This window comes from Mycobacterium sp. NPDC048908 (genome assembly GCF_043197955.1).
Lineage (GTDB): Bacteria > Actinomycetota > Actinomycetes > Mycobacteriales > Mycobacteriaceae > Mycobacterium.
Map to the genome: position 1 here is coordinate 266,994 of NZ_JBICUE010000001.1, position 21,438 is coordinate 288,431.

The 21,438-nt window shown below is 65.1% G+C and carries 21 protein-coding genes; 12 read left to right on the plus strand and 9 right to left on the minus strand.

The window, feature by feature from the left end; genetic code table 11:
• Positions 1–8 precede the first annotated feature (8 nt).
• Both ACGFK1_RS01310 and ACGFK1_RS01315 read right to left on the minus strand, forming a co-directional pair.
• Positions 9–830, minus strand: coding sequence for a mycofactocin-coupled SDR family oxidoreductase (locus ACGFK1_RS01310; protein ID WP_393424428.1), 822 nt, complete (start codon positions 828–830; stop codon positions 9–11).
• The gene (locus ACGFK1_RS01315) at positions 827–1,993 is read right to left on the minus strand and encodes an acyl-CoA dehydrogenase family protein (protein ID WP_393424431.1); all 1,167 of its coding nucleotides are present in this window, start codon (positions 1,991–1,993) and stop codon (positions 827–829) included. The genes ACGFK1_RS01310 and ACGFK1_RS01315 overlap by 4 nt, the downstream gene beginning before the upstream one ends.
• A 177-nt stretch (positions 1,994–2,170) precedes the next feature.
• Between ACGFK1_RS01315 and fabG the strand changes: the two genes are divergently transcribed.
• From fabG to ACGFK1_RS01335, 4 genes are all read left to right on the plus strand, one after another.
• Positions 2,171–2,911: a 3-oxoacyl-ACP reductase FabG gene (gene fabG, locus ACGFK1_RS01320; protein WP_393424434.1), complete on the plus strand. Its 741-nt coding sequence runs from the start codon at positions 2,171–2,173 to the stop codon at positions 2,909–2,911.
• A 90-nt stretch (positions 2,912–3,001) separates the two neighbouring features.
• Positions 3,002–4,216: an acetyl-CoA C-acetyltransferase gene (locus ACGFK1_RS01325; protein WP_393424436.1), complete on the plus strand. Its 1,215-nt coding sequence runs from the start codon at positions 3,002–3,004 to the stop codon at positions 4,214–4,216.
• Positions 4,213–5,406: an acyl-CoA dehydrogenase family protein gene (locus ACGFK1_RS01330; protein WP_393424439.1), complete on the plus strand. Its 1,194-nt coding sequence runs from the start codon at positions 4,213–4,215 to the stop codon at positions 5,404–5,406. The genes ACGFK1_RS01325 and ACGFK1_RS01330 overlap by 4 nt, the downstream gene beginning before the upstream one ends.
• Before the next feature lie 2 nt (positions 5,407–5,408).
• The gene (locus ACGFK1_RS01335; protein ID WP_393424442.1) at positions 5,409–6,077 is read left to right on the plus strand and encodes a GntR family transcriptional regulator; all 669 of its coding nucleotides are present in this window, start codon (positions 5,409–5,411) and stop codon (positions 6,075–6,077) included.
• Here the strand turns inward: ACGFK1_RS01335 and ACGFK1_RS01340 are convergent.
• The 6 genes from ACGFK1_RS01340 to ACGFK1_RS01365 are packed head-to-tail and all read right to left on the minus strand — an operon-like array spanning position 6,074 to position 12,843.
• A complete protein-coding gene (locus ACGFK1_RS01340; protein WP_393424445.1) occupies positions 6,074–7,564 on the minus strand; it encodes a class I adenylate-forming enzyme family protein in 1,491 nt (496 codons plus the stop codon). The two genes, ACGFK1_RS01335 and ACGFK1_RS01340, sit on opposite strands and share 4 nt — an antisense overlap.
• Positions 7,557–9,035, minus strand: coding sequence for a class I adenylate-forming enzyme family protein (locus tag ACGFK1_RS01345; RefSeq protein WP_393424448.1), 1,479 nt, complete (start codon positions 9,033–9,035; stop codon positions 7,557–7,559). Before ACGFK1_RS01345 ends, ACGFK1_RS01340 begins: the two co-directional genes overlap by 8 nt.
• Positions 9,025–10,443: a class I adenylate-forming enzyme family protein gene (locus tag ACGFK1_RS01350; RefSeq protein ID WP_393424451.1), complete on the minus strand. Its 1,419-nt coding sequence runs from the start codon at positions 10,441–10,443 to the stop codon at positions 9,025–9,027. Before ACGFK1_RS01350 ends, ACGFK1_RS01345 begins: the two co-directional genes overlap by 11 nt.
• On the minus strand, positions 10,443–11,228 hold the full coding sequence (locus tag ACGFK1_RS01355) for an enoyl-CoA hydratase/isomerase family protein (protein ID WP_393424454.1): 786 nt from the start codon (positions 11,226–11,228) through the stop codon (positions 10,443–10,445). The genes ACGFK1_RS01350 and ACGFK1_RS01355 overlap by 1 nt, the downstream gene beginning before the upstream one ends.
• On the minus strand, positions 11,225–12,022 hold the full coding sequence (locus ACGFK1_RS01360; RefSeq protein ID WP_393424457.1) for an enoyl-CoA hydratase/isomerase family protein: 798 nt from the start codon (positions 12,020–12,022) through the stop codon (positions 11,225–11,227). Before ACGFK1_RS01360 ends, ACGFK1_RS01355 begins: the two co-directional genes overlap by 4 nt.
• 2 nt (positions 12,023–12,024) lie before the next feature.
• Entirely contained in the window at positions 12,025–12,843 is an 819-nt protein-coding gene (locus ACGFK1_RS01365; RefSeq protein ID WP_393424460.1) for an enoyl-CoA hydratase/isomerase family protein, read from the minus strand.
• 53 nt (positions 12,844–12,896) lie between these two features.
• Between ACGFK1_RS01365 and ACGFK1_RS01370 the strand changes: the two genes are divergently transcribed.
• The 5 genes from ACGFK1_RS01370 (at position 12,897) to ACGFK1_RS01390 (ending at position 17,751) form a co-directional block, all read left to right on the plus strand.
• Positions 12,897–13,547, plus strand: coding sequence for a hypothetical protein (locus ACGFK1_RS01370; protein WP_393424463.1), 651 nt, complete (start codon positions 12,897–12,899; stop codon positions 13,545–13,547).
• Positions 13,547–14,335, plus strand: a complete 789-nt coding sequence (locus tag ACGFK1_RS01375) for a FadR/GntR family transcriptional regulator (RefSeq protein ID WP_393424466.1) — start codon at positions 13,547–13,549, stop codon at positions 14,333–14,335. Before ACGFK1_RS01370 ends, ACGFK1_RS01375 begins: the two co-directional genes overlap by 1 nt.
• Positions 14,332–15,195, plus strand: a complete 864-nt coding sequence (locus ACGFK1_RS01380; RefSeq protein ID WP_393424469.1) for an enoyl-CoA hydratase/isomerase family protein — start codon at positions 14,332–14,334, stop codon at positions 15,193–15,195. The genes ACGFK1_RS01375 and ACGFK1_RS01380 overlap by 4 nt, the downstream gene beginning before the upstream one ends.
• A gap of 81 nt (positions 15,196–15,276) precedes the next feature.
• Positions 15,277–16,452 (plus strand): thiolase family protein, encoded by a 1,176-nt coding sequence (locus ACGFK1_RS01385; RefSeq protein ID WP_393426254.1) that lies wholly within the window; start codon positions 15,277–15,279, stop codon positions 16,450–16,452.
• Between the two features lie 93 nt (positions 16,453–16,545).
• On the plus strand, positions 16,546–17,751 hold the full coding sequence (locus ACGFK1_RS01390; RefSeq protein WP_393424472.1) for a branched-chain amino acid ABC transporter substrate-binding protein: 1,206 nt from the start codon (positions 16,546–16,548) through the stop codon (positions 17,749–17,751).
• Positions 17,752–17,754: 3 nt separating this feature from the next.
• Here the strand turns inward: ACGFK1_RS01390 and ACGFK1_RS01395 are convergent, their stop codons facing one another.
• Positions 17,755–18,528 (minus strand): TetR/AcrR family transcriptional regulator C-terminal domain-containing protein, encoded by a 774-nt coding sequence (locus ACGFK1_RS01395; protein WP_393424475.1) that lies wholly within the window; start codon positions 18,526–18,528, stop codon positions 17,755–17,757.
• A 211-nt stretch (positions 18,529–18,739) separates the two neighbouring features.
• Between ACGFK1_RS01395 and ACGFK1_RS01400 the strand changes: the two genes are divergently transcribed.
• From ACGFK1_RS01400 to ACGFK1_RS01410, 3 genes are all read left to right on the plus strand, one after another.
• Positions 18,740–19,537 (plus strand): SDR family NAD(P)-dependent oxidoreductase, encoded by a 798-nt coding sequence (locus ACGFK1_RS01400; RefSeq protein ID WP_393424478.1) that lies wholly within the window; start codon positions 18,740–18,742, stop codon positions 19,535–19,537.
• A gap of 10 nt (positions 19,538–19,547) precedes the next feature.
• Positions 19,548–20,552 (plus strand): dihydrodipicolinate synthase family protein, encoded by a 1,005-nt coding sequence (locus ACGFK1_RS01405; RefSeq protein ID WP_393424481.1) that lies wholly within the window; start codon positions 19,548–19,550, stop codon positions 20,550–20,552.
• Positions 20,553–20,632: 80 nt separating this feature from the next.
• Positions 20,633–21,436, plus strand: a complete 804-nt coding sequence (locus tag ACGFK1_RS01410; RefSeq protein WP_393424483.1) for an enoyl-CoA hydratase — start codon at positions 20,633–20,635, stop codon at positions 21,434–21,436.
• The last annotated feature ends 2 nt before the right edge of the window (positions 21,437–21,438 follow it).

The window sequence follows — 21,438 nt, forward strand, 5'->3', positions numbered from 1 at the left end:
CCGGCTGGTCAGTACTGGGTCATCCCTTGGTCGATCGAGATCGCGGCCGCGGTAACGTTTTTCGACTCCTCGCTGGCAAGCCAGCAGACCGCGTCGGCGATGTCCTCGGGTTCGGCGGCCCATGTCGGCAGAAAAGGTGTGATCATCTGGGCCAGCTGCGGGTAGGTCTCGATGGCGCGGCCAAGCGAGCCGATCATGTCGCCGCTACCCATCAAGGTGTTCACTGCTCCAGGATGGACACTGTTGACGCGGATCGAGTGTCTGCCCAATTCGGCCGCGAATGCGCGCGCCATCCCGGTGACCGCGTGCTTGCTCGCGGTGTAGTGCAGCATGAACGGCTGCATCTTGATGCCTGCGGCGGAGCTGATCAGGATGATCGAACCGCCGCGGCCACCGTCGATGATCTTCTGTGCGCCTGCCATCACGGTGTTCCAGGTGCCGGTCACGTTGATGTCCATCACGTCGCGGAAGTCCTCGGCGGTGATGGTGTCCCATGTCTGCGGAGCCGAAATTCCAGCATTGGCCACGATGATGTCGAGTCGGCCCAGCGTGGAAACGCCGTCGTCGACGGCGCGTCGGAGTCCGTCGGCATCGCGGACATCGACGATCGTGGCCAGGATCTTCCGGCCGGTGGCCTCGACCTTGCCGACCGTCTCCGCGAGGTCATCCGGTGTTGCGGAATCATAAGGAACACAAGGGGGGAGCTTCCCGGCAATGTCGATGGCGATGATGTCTGCGCCCTCTTCGGCCATCCGCACTGCATGTGCACGGCCCTGGCCGCGCGCCGCACCGGTGACGAACGCCACCTTGCCCGCTAGCCGTCCCGTCACTTGGCCTCCCGCTGTGCGGCCCTGACCAGATTCGAACCGATGATCAGTCGCTGAATTTCGCTGGTGCCTTCATACAGGCGCAGCAACCGCACGTCGCGGTAGATGCGCTCGACGGGCACCTCCCGCATGTAGCCGCTGCCGCCGTGCACCTGAACGGCGAGATCCGCCACCTTGCCTGCCATTTCGGTGCAGTACAGTTTCGCCGCCGACGGTGCGACCCTGCGATCTTCGTCGCTGAGCCAGCGCCGAGCGGTGTCGCGGACGAGCGCCCGGCCCGCGAGAACCCCGGTCTGCATATCGGCGATCATCGCTTGCACCAGTTGGAAATTCCCGATCGGCGTGCCGCCCTGCGTCGCCGTGGCGGCGTAGGCGACCGATTCGTCGAGGGCGCGCTGCGCGATGCCGACCGCGAGTGCGGCGATGTGCACCCGGCCGCGCGCCAGCGATGTCATCGCGGCCCGGTAGCCGATGTCTTCGCTTCCGCCGATGAGCGCCGTGTCCGGCACGCGGACATCGTCGAACGTGACGTCCGCAGTCCATGCGCCTTCCTGGCCCATCTTCGCGTCCTTCACACCGACGATCACTCCGGCCGCGTCCGCGGGCACCAAGAACACCGCGATGCCCGGGCCGTCCTCGTCGGCGGGTCTGGTGCGGGCGAAGACGATGAACAGTTCGGCCATCGGCGCATTGGTGATGAACCGCTTTTGGCCGCCGATGATCCAATCCGACCCGTCCCGGACGGCTTTCGTCCGCAGGCCTGACGGATCCGAGCCCGCCCCCGGCTCCGTCAGCGCGAACGAGGCAATCAGACCGGAAGTCATCGGTTCGAGCCAGCGCGCTTTCTGTTCGTCGGTGCCGAAGCCGACGAGAACCTGCCCGGCGATGCCGTTGTTGGTGCCGAACATGGAGCGCAGCGCCGGCGATGTGTAACCCAGCTCCATCGCCATCTCGACGTCCTGGGCCAGGTTGAGTCCGAGGCCGCCCCACCGCTGCGGGATGGCGTAACCGAACAGGCCCATCTTCTTGGCCTGCTCGCGCAAGTCGTCGGGGACGCGGTCGTCGGCCAGGATCTCCTGCTCCCTGGGAACGACCGCGGTGCGGACGAAATGGCGGGTCTGCGTCAGTATCTCCCGGAAATCGTCGTCGCTGACTTCGGCGGTCATCGCGCTCCTCTTTCCGCGCGAGCAGACGTAAAAGTGTCCAAAACGCCGCGGAAAAGGGCACTTTTGCGTCTGCTCGGCGGGTGAATGGGGTCCGCGGCTGCCAGGATCATATATGAAATATGATGTGCGACTGACAGGCCCCTAATCGGGGCGTGACCAGCAAGAAGGGGTGATCAGGTGTCGTTGCTGACCGATCAGACCGCGGTCATCACCGGCGGTGCGCAGGGTCTCGGCTATGCCATAGCGGAGCGGTTCATCGCCGAGGGCGCGCGGGTGGTGCTTGGTGACCTGGACCAGGGAGCCACCGAAGCCGCGGCCAAGCAGCTGGGCGGCGATCAGGTGGCCCTCGCCGTGCGTTGCGACGTCACGAGGGCTGACGAGGTCGACGCACTGGTGGCCGCCGCCGTCGAGCGGTTCGGCGGCCTGCACATCATGGTCAACAACGCAGGCATCACCCGCGACGCCACGCTGCGCAAGATGACCGAGGAGCAGTTCGATCAGGTCATCGCCGTGCATCTGAAGGGCACCTGGAACGGCACCAAGGCGGCCGCGGCGATCATGCGCGAGAACAAGCGCGGCGCGATCGTGAACATGTCGTCGATCTCCGGCAAGGTCGGCCTGATCGGGCAGACCAACTATTCGGCGGCCAAGGCAGGCATCGTCGGCATGACCAAAGCCGCCGCCAAGGAGCTTGCCCATTTGGGTGTCCGAGTCAACGCGATCCAGCCCGGCCTGATCCGCTCTGCGATGACCGAGGCTATGCCCCAACACATTTGGGACCAAAAGCTGGCCGAGGTGCCGATGGGCCGAGCGGGTGAGCCCGCTGAAGTCGCCAAGGTTGCGCTGTTCCTCGCCAGCGATCTGTCGTCGTACATGACCGGCACCGTCCTCGAGGTCACCGGTGGGAGGCACGTGTGAGCGAGCTGGCTGCCCGGCGAGATCGACGAAATCGCGAGAACTACTCGCACCTTCGCGCCCACTTGTCCGTTTCGGCGGAGGGAGTGAACCGTGGGTGAAGTCGTTGTCTGCGAACCCGTTCGGACGCCGATCGGCCGCTATGGCGGCATGTTCAAATCGTTGACCGCCGTCGACCTCGGCGTCGCCGCGCTGAAGGGTCTGTTGCAGCGCACCGGAATCGAGCCTGCCGCGGTGGAGGACGTGATCCTAGGCCACTGTTACCCCAGCAGCGAGGCCCCCGCCATCGGACGTGTGGTAGCACTTGACGCCGGGCTGCCCGTCACCGTTCCGGGTATGCAGGTCGACCGTCGGTGTGGCTCGGGGTTGCAGGCCGTCATCCAGGCGGCGTTGCAGGTCGCCAACGGCGACAACGCCGTTGTGGTCGCCGGTGGTGCCGAAAGCATGAGCAACGTTTCGTTCTACTCGACCGACATGCGCTGGGGAGGCGCTCGCGGCGGCGTCAAAGTGCACGACAGTCTCGCGCGCGGTCGGACCACCGCAGGGGGTAAGCACTATCCGGTGCCGGGCGGCATGCTTGAGACCGCGGAGAACCTACGCAAGCAGTACGGCATCGCGCGCGAGGAACAAGACCAGCTGGCGGTGATGTCCCACCAGCGGGCGGTGGCCGCGCAGAAGGACGGCATCCTGGCCGAGGAGATCATTGCGGTCGCGGTGCCCACCCGCCAGGGCGAGGAGCTGATCGACACCGACGAGCACCCGAGGGACGACACCTCGGTCGAGTCGCTGAGCAAGCTCAAACCGGTTCTGCTGGACCAAGATTCGGCGGCGACCGTGACTGCCGGCAATTCCAGCGGTCAGAACGACGCCGCGTCGATGTGCATTGTCACGACACCGCAGAAGGCCGACGAACTGGGGTTGGCTCCGCTGGTCCGGTTGCTGTCGTGGGGCTCCGCGGGCGTCGCGCCGAACATCATGGGCATCGGCCCGGTGCCCGCCACCGAAATCGCGCTGCGCAAAGCCGGACTCGAATTGTCCGAGATCGACGTGATCGAACTCAACGAGGCATTCGCAGCCCAGGCGCTCGCAGTGATGCGGGAGTGGCAGTTCGGTGCGGCGGACCTCGAACGGACGAATGTGCACGGTTCCGGTATCTCGCTGGGACATCCGGTCGGTGCGACCGGTGGCCGGATGCTGGCGACGTTGGCCCGTGAGCTGAACCGTCGCGGCACGCGCTACGGCCTGGAGACCATGTGCATCGGGGGTGGGCAGGGGCTGGCCGCCGTCTTCGAGAGGGTCGGCGCATGACCAAACTGGCCCAAACTCTCGGCCTCACCGAGTTCCAGACCGAGATCATCGCCACCGTGCGGCAATTCGTCGACAAAGTGGTCATCCCGACCGCACAGGAACTCGAGCACTCCGACACCTACCCGCAGGCCATCGTCGATGCGATGAAGGAGATGGGCCTGTTCGGCTTGATGATCCCCGAGGAGTACGGCGGGCTGGGGGAATCACTGCTCACGTACGCGTTGTGTGTCGAGGAGCTTGCCCGCGGTTGGATGAGCATCTCGGGTGTGATCAACACCCACTTCATCGTGGCGTACATGATCCGCCAGCACGGCACCGATCGGCAGAAGCAGCACTACTTGCCGCGGATGGCGACCGGTGAGACCCGCGGCGCGTTCTCGATGTCAGAACCCGAACTCGGCTCCGACGTCGCCGCGATCCGCACCCGGGCAAACCTCAACGCCGACGGCACGTACACCATCGACGGCCAGAAGATGTGGTTGACCAACGGCGGCAGCTCGACTTTGGTCGCCACGCTGGTGCGCACAGACGAGGGGGCCGACAAGCCGCACCGCAACCTGACCGCGTTCCTGATCGAAAAGCCGACCGGCTTCGGTGAAGTCGCGCCGGGTCTGACCATTCCCGGCAAGATCGACAAACTCGGTTACAAGGGCATCGACACCACCGAGCTGATCTTCGACGGCTACACGGCCAGCGCCGACGACATCCTCGGGGAGGTGCCGGGCCAAGGCTTCTTCCAGATGATGGACGGTATCGAGATCGGCCGCGTCAATGTGTCCGCAAGGGCGTGCGGCGTCGGCATCCGCGCGTTCGAACTCGCGGTGCGATATGCGCAGCAACGCCAGACATTCGGTAAACCGATCGCCGACCACCAGGCCATCGCGTTCCAATTGGCGGAGATGGCAACGAAAATCGAGGCTGCCCACCTGATGATGGTCAACGCGGCCAGGCTCAAAGACTCCGGTGAACGCAACGACGTCGCCGCCGGAATGGCGAAGTACCTGTCAAGCGAGTTCTGTGCCGAGGTCACTCAGCAGAGCTTCCGCATTCACGGCGGATACGGGTATTCGAAGGAATACGAGATCGAGCGGTTGATGCGCGACGCGCCGTTCCTGTTGATCGGCGAGGGCACCAGCGAGATCCAGAAGAACATCATCAGCAAGCGCCTTCTCGCCGACTACCGAATCTGACCATGTCCGCACCCGATTTCGCGTACCGGGCGCAGCTCGCCGAGGATATCGCGCGTTATGTGCGCAGGCGCATCTTCGACGGCACATATGCTGCTGGACAGTACATCCGGCTGGATCAGCTGGCCGCGGAACTGGGTGTCAGCGTCACACCGGTGCGGGAAGCTCTGTTCGTGCTGACCGCGGAAGGTCTGCTGGCCCAGCAGCCTCGGCGCGGATTCGCGGTGATCCCGGTGACTGCGCGTGATCTCACCGATGTCGCGAACGTACAGGCCCATATCGGCGGCGAACTCGCCGCGCGGGCCGCCGCCAGCGTCACCGACAGTCAAATGCGTGAGCTGGAAAAGATCCAGACCGAACTCGAGGACGCCTACGCGGCCGATGACGACGAGCGTGCCGTGAGACTCAATCACGAGTTTCACAAGGCGATCAATGTGGCGGCCGATTCGCCCAAGCTCGCCCAGTTGATGTCGCAGATCACCCGCTACGCGCCCGAGTCGGTGTTTCCCACCATCGCGGGCTGGCCAGAGCAGTCGACCCAGCATCACCGAAAACTGTTGGCGGCCTTAGAGAAACACGACGAAGATCTCGCGCGCACGGCGATGTCCGAACACCTCGCGGCGGGCGCGACACCGCTGATCGAGCACCTCACCCAGCGCGGCGTGGTCGACTAACCGCGCGCGCGCAACAACGCGCGCAACCTACGCACGTCGACCTTGCCCGTGGCGGCACGCGGCACCTCGTCGTCCGACGACACCACCACCCACACCGTCGGAACCTTGAATGCGCTGAGTCGTTTTCGCGCCTGCGCGTGCAAATGATCGACGGGGGTTGCGGTCACCACGACCGCGCCGACGGCGCCGTCGACATCGGTGACATGAGCGTCGTCCACGCCGTCGATGGTGCGCAGCGCCTGCTCGACTTCGCTCGGGTAGACGGTGGCGCCGCTGACCTTGAACATGTCGTCGGAGCGGCCGTGGTAGAACATGAACCCGTCGTCATCGAGATGGCCGAGGTCGCCGGTGCTGTAATAGCCGTCGGACGTGAACAACTCCTCGCGACTGCGACCGCAGATTCCCCGCAACGTGTGTGGTCCGCGAAGCTGGATCATGCCGATGGTGCCTGCGGGAACAGCATCTCCAGTTTCCGGGTCGACGATGCTCACCTGCATGCCGTCGAACGGCTTGCCGCAACTTCCCCATGCCGATCGCGGCATGTCGGTGTCGGCGGGATAGCCGCAGTACGGTCCGAAGGACTCGGTCATCCCGAACAGCTTCGCGCGCGCACCGGGTGCTGCGCGCTTCTCCGGTGGCAACAGCGGTTCCAGGCTGCCCGGCCGCAGCGCCGACAGATCCGCACCGACGGCGGCGGACGTGCGCGCCAACGCCTCGGCCTGAGATGGCCAGCCGCGAAACAGCGTGACTTGCTCACGCTCGAGCAGCTTGAGCGTGGTTTCCGGCCGGGCGATCTCCTCCGTGACAAGCGTGGCACCGGCGAGCAGCGCGGACAGCACGCCGCTGCCGAATCCGCCCACCCAGAACAACGGCATCGGCAGGTAGAGCCGGGTGTCCGCATCGATGCAGCGCGCGGCCAGACCGGATCGCACCGCGGCCAACGCGTTGCCGTGCGAATGGATCACACCCTTGGGCGGGCCGCTACTCCCGGAGGTGAACATGACGGCCAGCGCATCGCTCGGCGTCACGGCAGTGGCAACGCCGTCGATGTGCTGATCGCTTGACGTCATTTCGTCTGGTGTCCAAATCGCCCGCAGTGCAGGAAGTTCGGGCGTCTCGACGAGGGCGGCCAGGTCGTCGAGATAGCGGTGGCCACGGAACTGCTCGACAGTGATCAACAGTTGCACCGACGCGGCGCGCAGCTGCGCCACCAGTTCCGGCGGCTCCAGCAGCGTGCTCAACGGAACCAGGACGGCGCCGATGCGCGTGGCAGCCATCGCGATCTGCACCCATCGCACGCCGTTGGGCATGATCAGCCCGACCCGAGTGCCCTTACCGACCCCCGCGTCGAACAGGCCGGCGGCCATGGCGCGCGTGGATTCGTCGAGTTCGGCGAAGCCGATTCGCGACTGGGTGTCGATGATCACCGCCTTGTCGCCGAATCGGTCGGCTTGTGCTCTGAGCAGCCCATCGACAGTGTCAGGCATCGAACACCTTCTGCAGCGCAGCGGTGTCCACCTTGCCGCTGGACAGCATTGGGATCAGCGAGCGCGGCAGCGCGACAAAGCGTTTCGGGATCTTGTAGGTGGACAGCTCGGCTTTGAGACGGTCGCGCACCGCCGCTTCGTCGAACTCGTCGTCGTCCTCGAGCGCAATCACCGCCGCCACCACCTGCCCGCGCTCAGGATCGGGAAGGCCCACCACGTGGGCGACGGTTCCGTCGGTCACCTTGGCGATCGCACGCTCCACCTCGGCCGGTGCGACGTTGGCCCCTGCGGTCTTGATCATCGCCCCCTGCCTGCCGAGGAAATACACGAAACCGTCGGCGTCGGTGCGCACGAGATCGCCGGTGTGGAACCAGCCGTCCACGTCGAAGGACTCCTCGCGGCTGCGCTTGTAGTACCGCTGCATCAGGTACGGGCCGCGGATGTACAGTTCGCCGTCGACGATCTTGGTGTCGAAACCCGGAGCGGGTTTGCCGAATGAACCGCGCCGGTGTTCGGGCTGGTCGGATTCGTCTTCGCTGATCGTGATGACGCTGCCGGCTTCTGTCATGCCCAACATGGTGTGCCGCAGTTCGGGGTCGGCGGGCCGCACCTCGGGCGCCATGATCGGATACAGGTTGCCGCGCCGGATGGACGACAGGTCACGCCCGGGCAGGCTGGGATGATGGGCTAGCTGAGCGATGCCCGCCACGAAACCGTTTGTCATCGTGGGTTTTTCGGATTCCAGCAGGTCAAGCGTGACCGCCGGGTCGGTGGCGTTGGAGCACACCAGCGTCGAGCCTGCCAGCAAGGTGGCCAACACCGCGAAGGCGATTCCGCCGATCCAGAAGAACGGTGAGTTGCAGAAGAGCTTGTCGTTCGCGGTCAACCCGCGGGTCTCGTTGAGTACCTGCTGGTGGCCAAGCAACGAGAAATGCGTGTGCACCACACCCTTTGGCATGCCTGTCGAGCCGGAGGTGTAGACGATCGCCAGCAGATCCGATTCGTCGACGTCGTGTTCCATCGCGTCGAACCGCCAGGCGTCGGCACCGTCGGGTGGGTCGGCGTCGATCAGCAGGTGCCGTAACAGCGGAGCGTCGATGTCTGCAAGCCGGTCGCGGTAATCATGCCCACGGAACGATGCCGCGGCGAGGAGGATCTCGGTGTCGCTGTGGGTCACCTGCGCGGCGATCTCGGGTGCGGTGGCGAACGTGGAGAACGGGATGACGACGGCGCCGATTCGAGCGGCCGCAAGCATCGCGACGATCCAGTGGGCCCCGTTCGGGTACAGGACGCCGATGTGGGTGCCCTTTCCGGCGCCGAGGCCGATGAGGCCGCGGGCCAACCAGGCCGAACGGTGCTCGGCGTCGGCGTAGCTGAGGCGTTCTGTGTCGCACACCAGCATTAGATGTTGCCCGCGAGTGGCCGCCTGCCGGCGAAGAACGGCCCCAACGGTCAACGAGTCATTCGGCATGGTGGACCGACCGGTTGAAGTATGCGCGGACTGCGCTGAGCTCGGGCTTGCCGGAGGGCGTTCGGGGAATCTGGTCGACGATCGCGATGTCGGTGGGAATCTCGTAGCGTGCCAACCGCGTGCGCAAGAACTCGGTCAGCGCTGTGGCGTCGACGGGTGTACGCAGCTCCACCATGGCGACAGGGGTTTCACCGAGGCGGTCGTCCCGCCTGCCCACCACGGCGGCGCCTCGTACCGCTGAATGGCTCTCCAGCGCCGCGCGCACGTCATCGGGCATCACCTTGAAACCGCCGCGGATGATCGCCTGATCGGCGCGGCCGAGGATCCAGAGGAAGCCGTCGTCGTCGACGCAGGCCATATCGGTGGTTCGCATCCAGCCGGTAGAGGGCCCGAGCTGTCCCGGTTTGACCTCGAGAAGCCCGGCCTGGCCAGGGGGCAGCGGGATGCCGTCGTCGTCGACCACCCGCAGCTGCGCGCCGAGAGTGGCCTTACCGACGCTGCCGCGCTTGTCCCGCCAGTACTTCTGGTAGTCCGCCAGTGTCCAGCCCGCGACCCCGCCGCCGAATTCTGTTGCCGCGTAAGACGTGAGGACGGGAATACCGAACTTTGCGGTGAACGCGTCGGCGTCGTCGGCCGACAGCGGAGCGGTTCCCGACGTCACCGCCAGGATGCCAGCCAGATCGTCGCGCGTCAGATCGGAGTGCAACACCATGCGCAGGGCGGCGGGCACCAGTGACACCGCGCGCGGCCGATGCCTGCGAACCGCCTCCACCCATTCGGTGAGCTCGAACCGATCCAGCAGAGCGAACGGCCTTGCCTCGCAGACGCACTGCAGCACACGGTAGACCCCGCCGACGTGCACCATCGGGGCGTTGACGATCGCGACGCCGTGCCGCAGCTCAGTGGGCATCGGCGACGTGATCACGCTGCGGGCCAGCATGTCGTAGGTGAGGTCGATCCGCTTGGGCGGACCCGTCGTCCCGCTGGTCAGCATCCGGACCGCGATGCCGGTGCCACCGGGGGCGGCGCTGTTGATGCGTGGTGCATCGTCGAGGCTCGACAGCGGCACCAGGGTGGGACCGTCAGGAGCCAGCAACAGCAGATCATCGGGTGCCCCGATCATCACGGAGAGGTCCATCGCGGCGATGTCGGCACGGATGCGGTCGTCGCCCCTGGACGGGTTGATCGTCACGACGGTGCCGCCACCGAGGAGAACACCGAGAAACGCGGCCACTTGAGCGGGATCGTTGCGCAGCACCATGCCGACATCGGCGGCGCCGATCGCGGCGATGCGACCCGCAAGCTGGCCGACCTGATGCCAGGTGGACCATCGACCGTGGTATTCGATGGCCGCCGCATCTGGCTGCAACGCCAACACGTCGGCGATCCGCCGGCGCAGTGCATGCATCAGCGGACCTTCGGCGCGGCGGTCGTGCCAGCGTCGTGGGCGGCCAATTCGGCCTGTCCGAGCGGGTTTCCGAGCCGCGTGTAGATGAGATTCTGCTCGAGCGCCACCCGGTACGGCTTGTCCAGCGACTCCCAGATTGCCTTCACGGTGCCCTGCGTTGCCGACGGCGGTTTGGCCGCGATCGCCGCCGCGATCTCGTGTGCCCGCGCCCACAGGCCGTCTCGTGAGACGACTTCGGACACCAATCCGATCCGCAGCGCGGTGTCGGCGCCTATGCGTTCATCGTTGCCCATCAACGCGATTCGTAGCGATTCGCCCAATCCGACGCGACGCATCAAGCCGATCGGCTCGAGGGCGCACACCAGCCCGGTGCTGACGTGTGAGTCGAAGAACGTCGCATCGTCAGCGCAGATCACCACATCGGACTCGTTGACGAAGTAGAACGCCCCCGAGGTGCACATGCCGTGAACGGCGCACACGACCGGCTTCCACATCTTCTGCCACTTCGGGCTCAGCGCCTCGCCCGGATCCTCGTGATTCCACACATTGTCCGGTTGCCCGTAGGACGTCTTGACATCCAGGCCGGCGCTGAACGCCCGATCACCTGCTGCGCGAAGCACGACAACGTGCACGCGGTCGTCGAGTTTGACCACCCGCCACGCCTCGGCCATCTCCTCGCACATGGTTCTGTTGAATGCGTTCAGTGATTCCGGCCTGTTCAGCGTGATCGTCGCGACATGGTCGGCCGTGTCCACGTCGAGCAGGATCGTCTCGAAAGCTGTCATCGGCACTGCCAATTCGGCGGCCGCTTCTCCATGAACGCCTTCGGCCCCTCGAGCGCGTCGTCGGTGCGGACCACGCGTTCGCGGAAGGTTTCAGCGAGGATCTCGGCCTCGTGCAGCGGAAGGTCGAGCGTCTTGTGGATGGCCAACCGCGTTCCGCGCACGGCGAGCGGCGCGTTGGAGTTAACGATGTCGGCGATCTCGTGTGCGCGTTCGAGCAGCTTGTCGTGTTCGACGACTTCGCTGATCATGCCGAGTTCGTAGGCTCGCTGCGCACTCATCCGTTCGTGCTTGCCCATCAACGCCATTCGCAGCGCGATGTTGCGGGGCAGTACGCGGGCCAACCGCACCATCTCACGGCCGGCCACCAGGCCGATGCTGACGTGCGGGTCGAAGAACGTCGCCATGTGCGAGGCGATGGCGATGTCACCCGTGGTGATCCAGTCCAACCCTGCGCCGCAACATAATCCGTTGACGGCGGTCAGCACGGGTTTGGCCATCCGGCGGAACGGCGGCGTGCCCTCCTGCGGCGACTCCCACTGGTCGTAGGTGGACAGGTAGGGGCGCTCGTAGATCACCCGGCCGTCTTCGGGAATCTCGCCGACGTCGGCGCCTGTGCAGAAGGCGCGGCCGGTGCCGGTGACGATCAGAGTCCAGACGTTGTCGTCGTTCTCGGCCTCGTCGTAAACCGCGCGCAGTTCGGCGATCATGGCGGGGCTCAGGGCGTTGAGCGCATCCGGTCGGTTCAGCGTGATGGTGGCGTTGTGCCTGTCGACTTCATAGTTGATGTATCTCATGGTCACCTTCCACCGAACTCAGGTGTGCGCTTGTCACGGAATGCCGCCAAGCCCTCCTTGAAATCGGCGGTGCGACAGGATAATTCCAGGTTGAACAGCTCCTGTGTCATGGACTGCGTCATGGTGGCGTGCTGCCCGTAGTTGATGGCCTGCTTGGCCAGGCCGATCGCGACGGTCGGGCCTGCCGCCAATCGAGTGAGCAGTTCTTCTGCGGCGGCATCGACGTCGGAGGCGCAGCGGTGGATGAGCCCCCAGGCCGCCGCGTCGGGTGCACTCACCTTCTCGCCGAGGAGCAGCATCTCCTTGGCCCGTGCGATCCCGACCAAGCGGGGCAGCAGCCATGTCGCGCCCGAGTCGGGGGAGAAGCCGCGGCCGACGAACGGCTCCCAGAAGACAGCGTCATCGGCCGCCACCGTGAAGTCGGCCGCCAACGCCAGATTGCAACCGAAGCCTGCGGCCCAGCCCCGCACAGTGCACACCACCGGCAACTGAACGGTGTGCACGAGTTCGATCACACGGTTGGCGGCGTGTGGAATGCGCCGAACAAGATCACCCGTTCGGGGCCGTCGCCCGACGCTGTTGGTGGCGACCCAGTCAGAGCCTGCGCAGAAATTGGCGCCGGCGCCGCGGATGTGGATGGCCCGCAGCGAGTCGTCGGTCGCGGCGTCGGTGAGCACGCCGACCAGCGAGTCGATCATCGAATGGTCGAGCGCATTGTGCCGGGAGGGGCGGTCCAGCGTCAGCAGGAGCACCCCGCCGTCTCTGGCCGCAGTCACTGCGCCTTCGTCGGTCACCGTGGAAATCCGCCAATCCAAAGTCATACGGTTAGGTCTACAGTATTGCTATCTTGTACAAGTTAGCAAGGAAAGGGCGAATGCCGGAGGACAACGCTCGGTACGGTGAGCGGCCGCTGCCGCAGACGGTCGCGGCCGCGGGCGCACTGCGGCGTCTGGCCGGAGTGCTGCTGTCGCTCGAACACGAACATCCCACCGTGGATGCCATGCTTGCGCAGTTCGCCGAATGGGAGCAACAGTTGGCGACCGCCGTTCCGCCCGATCCGGCGCCCCGGATAGGCGAGGGCGGGCAGGAAAGGCGGGTCTATCTTGACCACGCGTTCGACGTCGGCGCCTACAACCCGTGCTTCCCCGAGTACCGGTTCGATCACCTCGACGACGAGACCGCCTCCGGCGCAGTCACTTTCCCGCTCGTCTACGAGGGGCCGCCCGGTTTGGTGAACGGCGGCTTCCTTGCGGTGTTCTTCGACTGCATCACCCAGCATCAGAGTTGCGCGGCCCAGCGGACGGGCAAGACGCGCTCGGTTGCCGTGACGTACCGCCGGCCGACCCCGATCCTCACCGAACTGCGGTTCGAGATCGAGCGGTCCGAAGAGCAGCGCCGGGTGACGTCGACGGCACGCCTGCTGTTGGGCGATGAGGTGTTGTGCATCGGCGAGGTGAAGACGCTGGCCACTTCTCCGGAGATGCTGACCGGTTTCCAGTTCGGCAAGCGCCGGGTCAAGACCTGATGGTGGTCCAGCGCATCCGCCAACCGCGTGTCGCCGAGATCGTGGCCGCCCGACTGCGGGAGGACATTCTGTCCGGGCGACTGAAGGAAGGCGACGTGCTGCCGTCTCAAGAGATTCTGCTCTCCGAGTTCGGCGTGAGCCCACCGGCGCTTCGCGAGGCCATCCACATCCTCGAGACCGATGGACTGATCTCGGTGCGGCGAGGCAACGTCGGGGGCGCCGTCGTGCATCAGCCCTCCGCTGAGCGCACCGCACACATGATCAGCATGGCGTTGCAGTCGAGATCGTCGACACCTGCCGACGTGAGCGGTGCCCTACTGCACCTCGAGCCCATCTGCGCGGGCATGTGCGCGGCGCGCGAGGACCGGGCGACTGAGGTGCTGCCTCACCTGGAAGCCGAAATCTGCCGTCAAGCAGAGCAATTCGATGACCTGTCGCGGTATGTGCCCAATGCCAGGCGGTTCCACGAGGCGATCGTCTCGCGGTGCGGAAATGAACCCATGATCCTGTTGATCGGATCACTGGAGTTGATCTGGTCCGCGCATGAGTCATCGGTGTGGAGCGACGACAACCCGGCTGACCCGATGTCGCGCAGAACCATGCGCGCGGCATTGCGGGATCACCAACGTCTGTTCGATGCCATCCGAGACGGTGACTCCGCCCGTGCGGTCCGGATCGCCCACGGCCATTTGACCGTTGCCCGGCGGAACACGCTCGTCGTTGGTAGGGACAAAATCATTGAGGCCAGAATGATTTCGAACGGCAACCATCAGGAGCCTGGCAGATGACTGACGAACGCGTGCTGTTCGACGTCGATCCCGACCACCGGATCGCGACGATCACGCTCAACAACCCGCGCCAGCGCAACTCGTACGATGCGGCGATGCGCGACGTGCTTGCACGCCGCCTCGACCGCGTCGCCGAAGACGACGACATCACGGTGGTGGTCCTGCGCGGGGCGGACGGCGTGTTCAGCACGGGGGCGGATATGAACAACGCGTACGGCTGGTATGGCGACAAAGACGCGCCCGAGGCCAAGCGGCGGCCGAGCCAACGTCGACGACTCTCGGTGGACCGCAAGTCCTTCAGCTTCTATCACAACCTGATGGGCTTCCCGAAGGTCACTGTCGGCGAGATCAGTGGCTATGCGCTCGGCGGCGGGTTTGAGATGGCGTTGATGACCGACATCTCGGTGATCGCGCGCGATACCAAGATCGGCATGCCCGCGACACGGTTCCTCGGGCCCGCGCTCGGCAGCCTGCACATGTTCTTCCACCGACTGGGGCCGGTGCTGGCGCGTCGACTGCTGCTGACCGGCGACATCATCGAAGCAGGCACCGTCGCGCACCTCGGCGTCTTCACCGAGACGCGCGAACCCGAGTCGGTTTCGGCACGGGCGCGGTACTGGGCGCAGAAGGCGGCGAAGATGCCCGCCGACGGTGTCGTCATCGCTAAGGAAGCATTCCGCCTCGTCGAGCAGAGCCAGGCCTACCAGGGCGAGGAGGTCGCCAGCTACCTGTTCCACGCATTCGGGACGAACCTGCAGTTCGCGCCGGGGGAGTTCAACTTCGTCAAGACGCGGGCCGAGCGCGGAACCAAGGAGGCGTTCCGGCTGCGCGACGAGCACTTCGACGTGCCCGAACCCTGAGTGACGCCGGTCACCTACTGGCGACAATACAGTCTCTGCTATTTTTGTAACGTCGATAACGCCGAACCCGAGGTGGAAATGATGTCCGAGCCAGTCATCGTCGGTGCCGCCAGGACGGCGATCGGCCGTTCGTTCAAGGGGACGCTGGTCAACACCCCGCCCGAAACGCTGATCACCGCGGTGCTTCCCGAGGTGGTCCGCCGCTCGGGCGTCGACCCGAAGGACTTCGACGACATCATCTTCGCCGAATCGCATTACGGTGGTGGCGATCTCGCCCGGTATGCGGCCGACGCAACCGGCATGCAGGACGTACCCGGTCAGTCCGTGAATCGGCATTGCGCGGGCAGCCTGACGGCGATCGGCAATGCCGCTGCGCAGATCGGCTCCGGCATGGAGCGCGCGCTGATCGCCGGTGGGGTGCAGTCGCTGTCCATGACGCCGTTGGTGAATTGGCGCATCCCTGGCCCCGAACTGAAGTTCGAGGAGCGCTGGATGCCGCCGATCCACGTAGAGACGCCGGATGCACCCTGCAAGGACATGTCGATCACCGTCGGGTGGAACACCGCGCAAGCCGTCGGCATCACCCGGGAGGAGATGGACGAATGGGCGGCCCGCTCGCATCAGCGTGCCATTGCGGCGATCGATGCGGGCAAGTTCGTCGACGAGATCCTTCCGCTCAAGGTGCAGCAGTTGGACGGGTCGGTGGTGGACTTCAGCGTCGACGAGCACCCGCGCCGCGACACCACGGTGGAGAAGTTGGCCGGGCTCAAGCCGCTGCACCCGGAGATCGAGGGATTCTCGATCACGGCAGGCAACAGTAGCGGGACCAACGACGCGGCGGCCGCCGTCGCGCTCGTCGACAATGATTACGCCGACGCCAACCACCTGACCAAGATGGCGACTGTAAAGGCGTGGGCGGCCGCCGGTGTCGCACCTCGCGATTGCGGGCTCGGTGCGGTGAAGGTGATCGGCAAGGTGCTCGACCGCGCCAGGTTGAAGCCGTCGGACGTGGCGCTGTGGGAGATCAACGAGGCGTTCGCATCCGTGCCGATCGCCGCGTGCAAGGAGTACGGCATCGACGAGGAACTGGTCAACTTCTCCGGAAGTGGTTGCAGCCTCGGCCATCCCATCGCCGCGTCTGGCGCGCGGATGGTGACGACGCTCGTCTACGAGTTGCAGCGGCGTGGCGGTGGCATCGGCGTCGCCGCGATGTGCGCAGGCGGTGGCCAGGGCGGCGCCGTGGTCATCGAGGTCTAGGGCGAATTCGCCAGACTCGCTGGCGAGAAACTGTATCGAAGCGCGACGGCGCGACGTTCTTTCCGTTTGACCACTCAACACGGAGGTGAACGAATGCGTCGTCGCACCGCACGCGATGCGATCGCTCTTGGCAGTACCGCACTGATCGCGCTGACACTGTCGGCGTGCAGTCAAACCGCGCCGGAACAGGCACAGACAAACTTGAAGATCGAGGGCCTCGCACAGATCGATGCGAATGGGGCGGAAGTCAAGGCAAGCGGTGGCGATACTCCCGTAGACCCCGCGGGGGACGGCAAGGCGTCGTGCCCTCCGGTGTCGATTGCGACTGCCGGCGCCTTCACCGGTGCGGATGCGGCATTGGGCGCCAACATGAAAGACGGGGTGCAATTAGCGGTCGACAGGCACAACGCCGCCAATCCCGGTTGCCAGGTGCAGCTGAAGGTCTTCGACACGGAGGACGATCCGCAGAAGGCCACCGAGGTCGCACCGCAGATCATCGACGACTCGTCGATCATCGGGTTGGTGGGTCCGCAGTTCTCCGGCGAGACGAAAGCGACGGGGAACATCTTCAACCAAGCGGGCCTGGTGGCGGCCACGCCGGCCGCGACCAATGTCGCGTTGTCACAGAACGGTTGGAAAACCTTCTTCAGAGGTCTGGCAAACGACGGCGTCCAGGGTCCGTCTATCGCGAACTACTTGAAGAACACCGTAGGCGCGAAGAAGGTCTGCGTCATCGATGACAGCACCGACTACGGGCTCGGCATTGCACAGGCGGTCACCCAAACACTGGGGCCTGCTGCGGACTCGCAGTGCAAGTTCGAGGTGAAGAAGGGCGACAAAGATTTTTCGGCGGCAGTGACACAGATCAAGTCCGCCTCGCCCGACGCGATCTTCTACGGTGGTTACTACACCGAAGCGGCGCAGCTGGTCCAGCAAGCGCGCGACGCGGGTGTCACGGCAACCTTCGCCGGCGGTGACGGCAGCAAGGACCAGCAGTTCGTCAAGCTGGCAGGAGCAACGGCCAAGGATGCACTGCTGTCATGCCCTTGTGCGCCGGCTAGCGGCTCCTTCGTCGACGACTACACCCACAAGTTCAATCAGGAGCCCGGTACCTACAGCACCGAGGCCTACGATCTGGGCACGATCCTCGTGAAAGGCATTGACTCGGGCGCTATTACACGCCCCGCCCTGCTCGATTTCGTCCGCAACTACGCCGGCCAGGGCCTGGCACGTAGATACCAGTGGACCCCTACCGGTGAGCTGACGACGACCCTGATCTGGGTCTACAAGGTGCAGTAGCCGCTAACGGGCGGCGGGCGCCTTCGCCCGCGTGCGCGGATCTGACGCCTTGCGCGTGCCCGTCGCCCGCTTACTCCCCGACGCGATGAGGTGACCCGCGTGGTCGAGGATGCATTCGAGACCGAACTCGAAGTTCTTGTCGTCGGCCGCGCCGATGTGGTGCCCCTTCGCCGTCACCTGGGCCAACAGCGGCGTGGTGTCGGGATCGATGGTCATCGTTTCCTCGATATCGCTGGGCCCCTCGCTGTCGGCGGCGCGGTTCTTGTCCCGAAGCCGCTGCAGCACTACTGAACCGCGAACGTGCACCGACACCGCGGAGTACGTGTCGAACGCTTCCTCCGCCGACAGTCCGGCCTCCACCAGGCTGGCGATCGCCTTTTCGACCTCTTGCACCCCGATCTTGGCGGCGCGTGGTGAAAGTGCCGACCGGATGAGGATCAGATCGCAGAGAATCGGGTTGCCCAGGAACGTCTTTCGCATGGTGCGCGCATGATTGCGCAGCGTTTCCCGCCAGTCCGTTGCCTCCACGTACGGCGTCGCGAAGACATAATGCCGCAACGCGCGATCGGTCATCGCGTTGAGCAGATCGTCTTTTTTGCGGAAGTACCAGTAGATGCTGGTGACGCCGACGCCCAGGTGCTTGCCCAGCAGCGGCATGCTCAAGTTGTCGATGCCGACCTGTTCGGCGAGTTCGAAGGCGCCCTTGATGATGTCGTCGGGATTGATGGACCCGCGCTCGCGTCGCTGACGCTTCTCAGCGGTTGCTTGCTTGGCCACGAGGCGTACCTCCATCAAGAACTTGGTGAAACCGAATCTACCGGCGGCCGCATCTGAACTGCGTCTTTGCCGTCGTGTCGCCGCTCGGCGTTATCGACAACCTTACCGGCGCCCATCCGGTCACAGGCGCCTTCACTTTCTCATCCTTCTACTGTAAGACATATAGTAAGCATTTCTAGCAAATCGGTTCGAAGGCAGGGACGAATCGGGGATGGACCTGGGCCTGAGGGACGCCACCGCGGTCGTCGTCGGGGGTGGCCGCGGGATGGGCTTCGCGGCCGCGCGCTGCCTTGCCGAGGACGGCGCGCGGGTTGCGGTTGTCGGCCGGACGAAGGAGGTCCTCGAACGCGCCGTTTCTGAATTGACCGACTCTGGCAGCCCCGACGCGGTCGCGTTGGTGGCTGACACCGGCGACGCCGACCAGGTCCGGAGGACCTTCAACGACGTGAGCGAGCGCTGGGGCGGCGAACTCAACGCGCTCATCAACGCGGTGGGTCCGGGAGGCATCGGCGCGTTCGAAGACCTGACCGACGAGCAGTGGCGACAGGCATTCGACGACGGTGTGATGGGCATGGTGCATTGCGTGCGTTCGGCTCTGCCGCTGCTGCGCAGGGCGAAATGGGCTCGCATCGTGAACTTCTCCGCGCACTCGACACAACGGCAGGCCGTCATCCTGCCCGCCTACACCGCCGCCAAGGCCGCAGTGACAAGCATTTCGAAGAACCTTTCGCTGTCGCTGGCCAAGGACGAGATCATGGTCAACGTCGTCTCCCCGGGCAGCATCGCGTCCGAAACGCTGCGCGGATGGGCCGACTCGGTCGGCGTCGACGGCGACGATCCGTACGCGTTGATGGCCGCGATCGACCAGCACTTCGGGCATCCCGCACACCTGCCCCGCGCCGGACAGCCCGAGGAGATCGGGCCCGTCGTCGCGTTTCTCGCATCAAAGCGCAACTCGTACATGACCGGAGCCAATATCAACGTCGACGGTGGTAGTGACTTCACTTAGGGAGTGAGAGATGGCAACTGCCAACGAGGCTCGCGATTGGGCGCACGCAGCGCTGCGCGGAATCGGCAACAGCCTCTACACGCCGTTCAGTGGTGTCGACGGTGACGACATCGACTGGAGCGCGTACCGGACATTGGTGCGTTACTGCGTCCGCGACCTTCGCCACCCGATGCTGTGGTGCACCAGCGGCGTCGGCGAGTTCTGGTCGCTCACACTCGACGAGCGAAAGCGCTTGCTGGAAGTAGCAATCGAGGAAGGCCGTGCCGCCAATCCCGACGTCGTGGTGCAGGCCTGCACGGCGGCGATGTCGGCCAAGGATTGTTTGGAGCTGACCCTTCATGCCCAAGAGGCGGGCGCTGACATCGTCTACATCCAGACTCCGATGATGGAGGCCCACGGCGGCGTCGGGATCCTACGGTTTTTTCACTACATCGCCGATCGCACCGACATCGCCCTTGGCATGTTCAACTCGCCGTCGTCCGGATACGTGCTGACACCGGCCGAAAGTGGGCGTATCTACGACGAAATCCCGGCCATCTGCGCTACCAAAGAAGGTGCATTTCGGCCAGCCAGTTCCCGGCTGTTGCACGAGCTCGCGCCCAACCTCGTGATCTGGGAGTGCGATACCACGGTCTACCGGGCAGGCTGGCTGCGCGCCGGAATCGTCGGGCCGGCCCAACTCGGCACCGCAGGCTATCTGTACGAAACCCCGCAACAGCCAATACTTTCCGAGTACTGGGCGTTGGTCTGGAACGACAAGCTGACCGAGGCGATGGATTACGCGGAGAAGACCGGACTCGACCAGTTCGGTGCCGACATGCGGTCCTGGTTCACCTGCTACCCCGGGCGGCCGGATTACTTCACGCACTGGGGCGGCGCTTTCAAGTACGCGGCGTCGCTTCTCGGGCTGCCGATCGGTGACCATCCGCACTCCAGGCCTCCGCAAGCGGAGTTGCCCAAGGAGGGGCAGGCGCAGATTCGACTGGCGTATCAGCCGTTCGGGCTGGTCGCCTGACCCACTGCAGAAAGTGTTACCGATATGTATACAGTACGGAGATACACCGCGTTCAAGCTGCATCCGAGGAGGTTCGCCGAGTGAGCGTGCCCGAGCCGGTCTTGTATGAGGTTCGCGATACCGGCGTCGCGGTGTTGACGCTGAATCGGCCCGAGCGCATGAACGGTTGGGGCGGGAGTCTCGCTGCCATGTTCTATGACCGACTCGACGACGCTGAAGCCGATCCGAACGTGCGGGCTGTTGTGCTAACAGGCAGCGGTCGCGTGTTCTGTGCGGGTGCGGACATGGGCAATCTCGACTCGATCAGCAATGCGACAGTGAACGCAGCGGCCGAAACAGACGTGAGCAAGCTGGTCGGTTCGCGGCATCCGCACCACGTGATGACCATGCGCAAGCCCGTCATCGCCGCGATCAACGGTGCCTGCGCGGGTATGGGCTTGACGATAGCGTTGGCGTGCGACGTCCGGTTCGCAGCCCGGGGAGCGAAGTTCACGACGTCGTTCGTGCGCCGCGGGCTGATCGCCGAGTACGGGATCTCGTGGCTACTGCCTCGGCTCATCGGCCGCGGCGCAGCGCTTGACCTGCTGCTGAGCGGGAGGGTGTTTCTTGCCGACGAGGCGGCGCAACTGGGTCTGGTCAAGGAAGTCGTGCCGGCCGATGAGCTTCTGGCGCGGGCGATCGCGTACGGCGAGGACATCGCCGCAAACTGTGCGCCCAGTTCCCTAGCGGTGATCAAGCAACAGGTGTACGCGGACACCATGCGCGACGTGTTCGAGGCCAGCGACCGCGCCGAAAAGCTGATGCACGAGTCCATGCTTCGCCCGGACTTCATCGAGGGCATCACGAGCTTCTTCGAGAAGCGCCCGCCCGACTTCCGCCTCTGAAG